This is a genomic window from Cupriavidus sp. 05N39 (assembly GCF_056397325.1).
On record NZ_JBFTNE010000325.1, the window covers coordinates 1 to 438 of the forward strand.

The window sequence follows — 438 nt, forward strand, 5'->3', positions numbered from 1 at the left end:
GTCGTGCAGCGTGCGCAGGAAGGCCGAAGGCTGGGCGCAGGTGAGCGCGCGGCGCAGTTCCTGCCAGACGCGTTCGGGTACCAGCGCGTCCAGCTCACCGCTGTCGGCGATCTGGCGCATCAGGTCCATGGTTTCCGGGGCAACGGTGAAGCCGAGCGGGGCGAAGCGGGCCATGAAGCGTGCCGCGCGCAGCACCCGCAGCGGGTCTTCGACGAAGGCCGGGCCGACATGGCGCAGCACGCGCTGTTCGATATCACGCAGGCCGCCATACGGGTCCACCAGCGCGCCGGTGGCTTCATCGCAGGCGATGGCGTTGATGGTGAAATCGCGGCGCAGCAGGTCGTCTTCGAGCGTCACCGACGGATCGGCATCGACCACGAAGCCGCGGTAGCCACGCCCGGACTTGCGCTCGGTACGCGCCAGCGCGTACTCCTCGCC

Annotated in this window: 1 protein-coding gene; it reads right to left on the reverse strand. The window is 69.6% G+C overall.

Annotation, left to right across the window (positions count from 1 at the left end):
* On the reverse strand, positions 1-438 hold a 438-nt coding region (locus tag AC1DN0_RS41530), incomplete at both ends, for a tRNA nucleotidyltransferase/poly(A) polymerase-related protein (protein WP_477146675.1).